This window comes from Kitasatospora sp. NPDC057512 (assembly GCF_042802135.1).
In the GTDB taxonomy this organism is placed as follows: domain Bacteria; phylum Actinomycetota; class Actinomycetes; order Streptomycetales; family Streptomycetaceae; genus Kitasatospora.
Window position 1 is genome coordinate 1 of the sequence record NZ_JBHVET010000644.1, and the last position, 5,072, is coordinate 5,072.

At 75.9% G+C, this 5,072-nt stretch carries 3 protein-coding genes; 2 read left to right on the forward strand and 1 reads right to left on the reverse strand.

Going from position 1 to position 5,072, the window contains the following annotated elements:
- Positions 1-47: 47 nt before the first annotated feature.
- Positions 48-1,295 carry a uroporphyrinogen-III C-methyltransferase gene (cobA, locus tag ACFU6K_RS31075; RefSeq protein ID WP_380668662.1) on the forward strand — a complete coding sequence of 416 codons (1,248 nt, stop codon included), beginning with the start codon at positions 48-50 and terminating at the stop codon, positions 1,293-1,295.
- 37 nt (positions 1,296-1,332) lie between these two features.
- On the opposite strand, the gene ACFU6K_RS31080 is transcribed toward cobA, so the two are convergent.
- Positions 1,333-4,074 (reverse strand): SpoIIE family protein phosphatase, encoded by a 2,742-nt coding sequence (locus ACFU6K_RS31080; protein WP_380668664.1) that lies wholly within the window; start codon positions 4,072-4,074, stop codon positions 1,333-1,335.
- A gap of 88 nt (positions 4,075-4,162) precedes the next feature.
- Between ACFU6K_RS31080 and ACFU6K_RS31085 the strand changes: the two genes are divergently transcribed.
- Positions 4,163-4,969 (forward strand): TrmH family RNA methyltransferase, encoded by an 807-nt coding sequence (locus tag ACFU6K_RS31085; RefSeq protein ID WP_380668666.1) that lies wholly within the window; start codon positions 4,163-4,165, stop codon positions 4,967-4,969.
- Positions 4,970-5,072: the final 103 nt, after the last annotated feature.

The following is a 5,072-nucleotide window of genomic DNA, read 5'->3' on the forward strand; positions in this document are numbered from 1 at the left end:
GTGCCGTACCGTCCCCACACCCTCATCCCCGATCAGGAGCACCGCCGATGACCGCGCCCACCCCGCACCCGAGCACCGAGGGCCGTACCCCCTACCCGGTGGGCCTGCTGCTGGCCGGCCGCCGCGTCGTCGTGGTCGGCGGCGGCCAGGTCGCCCAGCGGCGGCTGCCCGCCCTGATCGCCTCCGGCGCCGACCTGCACCTGATAGCGCCGGCCACCACCCCGGCCGTCCAGGCCATGGCCGACGCCGGCGAGCTCACCTGGCACGCCCGCCCGTACCGGGACGGCGACCTGGCCGACACCTGGTACGCCCTGGTGGCCACCGACGACCCGGCCGTCAACGCGGCGGTCAGCGCCGAGGCCGAGCGCGAGCGGGTGTTCTGCTCCCGCAGCGACGACGCCGCCGCGGCCACCGCCTGGACCCCGGCCAGCGGCCGCGACGCGGGCGCCACCGTGGCCGTCCTCACCGGCGACCCGCGCCACTCCGCCGCCCTGCGCGACGCCATCGTGGACGGCCTGCGGGACGGCTCGCTGGCCGCCCGTCAGTACCGCTCGCACGGGGCCGGCGTGGCGCTGGTCGGCGGCGGCCCCGGCGACCCGGACCTGATCACCGTGCGCGGCCGCCGGCTGCTCGCCGACGCCGACGTGGTCGTCACCGACCGCCTCGCCCCGCGCGAGCTGCTCGCCGAACTGCCCGAGCACGTCGAGGTGATCGACGCCTCCAAGATCCCGTACGGCCGGTTCATGGCCCAGGAGGCGATCAACCGCACCCTGGTCGAGCACGCGAAGGCCGGCAAGTTCGTGGTCCGGCTCAAGGGCGGCGACCCGTACGTCTTCGGCCGCGGCGGCGAGGAGCTGCTGGCCTGCGCGGAGGCCGGGCTGCCGGTCACCGTGGTGCCCGGGATCTCCAGCTCGATCAGCGTCCCCGCCGCGGCCGGCGTGCCCGTCACCCACCGCGGCATGACCCACGAGTTCACCGTCATCTCCGGCCACGTCGGCCCGGACGACGAGCGCTCGCTCACCAACTGGGAGGCCGCCGCGCGGATGAGCGGCACCCTGGTGCTGCTGATGGCCGTGGACAAGATCGGCGCGATCGCCGCCCGGCTGGTCGAGTACGGCCGGCCGGCGGACACCCCGGTCGCGATCGTCCAGGAGGGCACCACCGCCGCCCAGCGCCGGGTGGACGCCACCCTCGGAACCGTCGCCGCGGTGGTCGAGGCCGAGGGGGTCAAGCCCCCGGCGGTCATCGTCATCGGCGACGTCGTCAACGTGCTGGCGGCCGCCTTCCAGCGATAGGCCCGCGGGGGAGTGGGAAGTCGGCCCGGCCGACTTCCTACTCCAGCGGCTGCTCCGTCCAGATGACCTTCCCGGTCGCCGTGTAGCGCGTCCCCCAGCGGTCCGCGAACTGCGCGACCAGGAACAGCCCGCGCCCGCCCTCGTCCTCGGTCGCCGCGTACCGCAGGTGCGGCGAGGTGCTGCTGCCGTCCGACACCTCGCAGATCAGCGAACGGTCCCGCAGCAGCCGCACCCGGATCGGCCCGGAGCCGTACCGGATCGCGTTGGTCACCAGCTCGCTCAGGATCAGCTCGGTGACGAACGCCGCCTCCGCCAGCCCCCAGGCCGTCAGCCGCTCCGCCACCGCGGCCCGGACCTCGCGCACCGCCGCCGGGTCGGAGGGCACCTCCCACTGCGCCACCTGCTCCGGCGCCAGCACCCTGGTCCGTGCCACCAGCAGCGCGATGTCGTCCTGCGGGTGCTCCGGCAGCATCGCCCCGAGCACGTCCGCGCAGGTCTGCTCGGGCGTGCGCGGCGGCCCGGCCAGCGCCGCCCGCAGCAGCTCCAGCCCCTCGTCGATGTCCCGCTGCCGGTCCTCCACCAGCCCGTCCGTGTACAGCACCAGCCGGCTGCCCTCGGCCAGCTCCAGCTCGGCGGTCTCGAACGGCAGCACCCCCAGCCCGAGCGGCGGCCCGGTCGGCAGCTCCGGGAACACCACCCGGCCCTGCGGGTCCACCACGGCCGGCGGCGGGTGCCCGGCGCTGGCCAGCGTGCAGCGCCGCGACACCGGGTCGTAGATCGCGTACAGGCAGGTCGCCCCGGCCACCCCGGCGCGCTCGCCGCCCGCCGCCTCGTCCTGGTCGATCCGGTTCACCAGCTCGTCCAGGTGCCCCAGCAGCTCGTCCGGCGGCAGGTCCAGGGTCGAGAAGTTGTGGATCGCCGTACGGAGCCGGCCCATCGTCGCCGCCGCGTGCAGCCCCTGCCCCACCACGTCCCCGACCACCAGCGCCACCCGCGCGCCCGGCAGCGGGATCACGTCGAACCAGTCGCCGCCCACCCCGGCCTGGGCCGGCAGGTAGCGGTGCGCCACGTCCAGCGCCGTCTGCTCCGGCAGCCTGCGCGGCAGCAGGCTGTGCTGGAGCGTCACCGCCATCGCGTGCTCCCGGGTGTAGCGGCGGGCGTTGTCGATGCACACCGCCGCGTGCGCCACCAGCTCCTCGGCCAGCGCCAGGTCCTCCGCCTCGAACGGCTCCGCCCGCTGCGCCCGCCAGAACCGGGCCACCCCCAGCAGCACCCCGCGCGCCCGCAGCGGCACCCGCACCAGCGAGTGCACCCCGTACGCCAGCGCCTGCGCCGACCGCTCCGGGTCCTGCTCCCGCCACTGGCCGGCCTCCGCCAGCCGCGGCTCGATGCCCGGCTCCCCGCTGTGCAGCGCCCCGGCCAGCGGGGTCTCGGGCACCACGTCCAGCACCGTGCCGACCGGGTAGAACGGGGCGTCGTCCCGTACCCCCGTCACCGCGGTACGGCGCATCCGCCCCAGCGAGGGGCCCGGCGGCGGCTCCTCACCGGTCAGCACCTGGTCCGCCAGGTCCACCGTGACGAAGTCCGCGAACCGCGGCACCGCGACCTGCGCCAGCTCCTCCGCCGTCCGCGTCACGTCCAGCGTGCTGCCCACCGTCACCCCGGCGTCGTACAGCAGCCGCAGCCGCCGCTGCGCGCGCTCCGCCCGGCCGGACAGCGCGGCCAGCTCGGTGGAGTCGCGCAGCGTGGCGACCCGGCCGGGCGGGCCGCCCGGCTGGTCGATCAGCCGGACGTTCACCGCCAGCAGCCGCTCCCCGGACAGCACCACCTCGTCGGTCACCGGGCGCTCGGCGGTCAGCAGGTCCAGCGGGCGCTGCTCCAGGCCCAGCCCGGCCACCGGGCGGCCCTCGGCGTCCGGCGGCAGGTCCAGCAGCCGGCGCGCCTCGTCGTTGCAGAGCAGCAGCCGGCCGTCCCCGCCGAGGATCATCACGCCCTCGCGCACCGCGTGCAGCACCGCCGCGTGGTGCTCGTACATCCTGGTCATCTCGACCGGGCCCAGCCCGTGCGTCTGGCGCCGCAGCCTGCGGCTGACCAGCGCCGTCCCGAGCGTGGCCAGCCCCACCGCGGCCGCCGCCGCGCCCAGCACCACCGGCAGCTGGCGCTCGCTGGCGCTGCTGACGCTCTTCAGGGTCACGCCCGCCGAGACCAGCCCGACCACCGAACCGTCCGGCGAGTACACCGGGACCACCGCCTGCACCAGCGGGCCGAGCGTGCCCGAGACGTGCTGGGTCACCACCTGCCCGTGCAGCGCGGGCTCGTAGGTGCCGACGAACTTCCGGCCGATCAGCGCCGGGTTCGGGTGGGTGTAGCGGATGCCCTGGTTGCTCAGCACGACGATGAAGTCCACGCCCGCGGCGACCCGCGCGGACTGCGCCCGCGGCTGCAGGACGGCCGTCGGGTCCGGGGAGCGCAGCGCGTCGACGATGCCCGGCGAACTGGCGAAGGTCTGCGCCACCGCCACCGAACGGTTGCGCGCCTCGTGCTCGGCGTCGTTGCGCGACTGCACCACCAGCGCCACCGCGGCCGCCACCACCAGCAGCAGCACGACCAGGACCTGGAGCGCGAACACCTGCCCCGCCACCGACCGGTGCCACACGGGCCACCGCGGCTTCGCGTGCGGCAGCTGCGGCCGACCGTGTGGGCGCCCACCGGGGGAGCCGGCGGAGCCAGTGGCGCCAGAGGCCGACGCAGCCCAGGATCGGCCCGGATTTCGGGCCATACGGTCATATTTGCACTACGGCCAGCCGGGGACCACCCGCCCCCTCCGCCGTTTGGCCTTCCCCGCCCGGGCTTGGCAAGATCGCAGGGTGTCCGAACCACGCACCATCACCGACCCGGCCGACCCCCGCCTCGCCGACTACACCGGCCTCACCGACGTCGAGCTGCGCCGCCGCCGCGAACCCGCCGAGGGCCTCTTCATCGCCGAGGGGGAGAAGGTCATCCGCCGCGCCCTCGCCGCCGGCTACCGGATGCGGTCGATGCTGCTCACCCCCAAGTGGCTGGAGGTGATGGGCGACGTCATCGCCGAGGCCGACGCCCCCGTCCACGTGGTCGAGCCCGCCCTCGCCGAAGCCGTCACCGGCTACCACGTGCACCGCGGCGCGCTCGCCTCGATGGAGCGCAAGCCCCTCCCGGACGCGGCCGAGGTGCTCGCCGGCGCCCGCCGGGTCGCCGTCCTGGAGGGCCTGGTCGACCACACCAACCTCGGCGCCATCTTCCGCAGCGCCGCCGCCCTCGGCATGGACGCCGTCCTGCTCTCCCCCGACTGCGCCGACCCGCTCTACCGGCGGGCCGTCAAGGTCTCCATGGGTGCGGTCTTCGCCGTCCCCTATGCCCGCCTGGACCCCTGGCCCGCGGCCCTCGACACCGTCCGCGAGGCCGGCTTCACCCTGCTCGCCCTCACTCCCGCCGACACCGCCGTCGACCTCCACACCCTCGCCCCGCACAGCCTCCCCAAGGCCGCCCTCATGCTCGGCGCCGAGGGCGACGGCCTCACCCCCCGCGCCATCGCCGCCGCCCACCACCCCGTCCGCATCCCGATGGCCCACGGCATCGACTCCCTCAACGTCGGCGCCGCCGCCGCCGTCGCCTTCTACGCCGTCACCACCCCCTGACCCCCGCCACCTGCGCGCGAGAAGTCGGCCCACCCGACTTCTCACGCGCAGGAGCCTCACCGAGGCCCCCGATCGGCCGCCGACCCGCGACGCCTTCCGGGAT

Coding starts and splice junctions, on each gene's coding strand:
- cobA (WP_380668662.1), top strand. CDS start 48: ATGACCGCGCCCACCCCGCACCCGAGCACCGAGGGCCGTACCCCCTAC.
- ACFU6K_RS31080 (WP_380668664.1), bottom strand. CDS start 4,074: ATGGCCCGAAATCCGGGCCGATCCTGGGCTGCGTCGGCCTCTGGCGCC.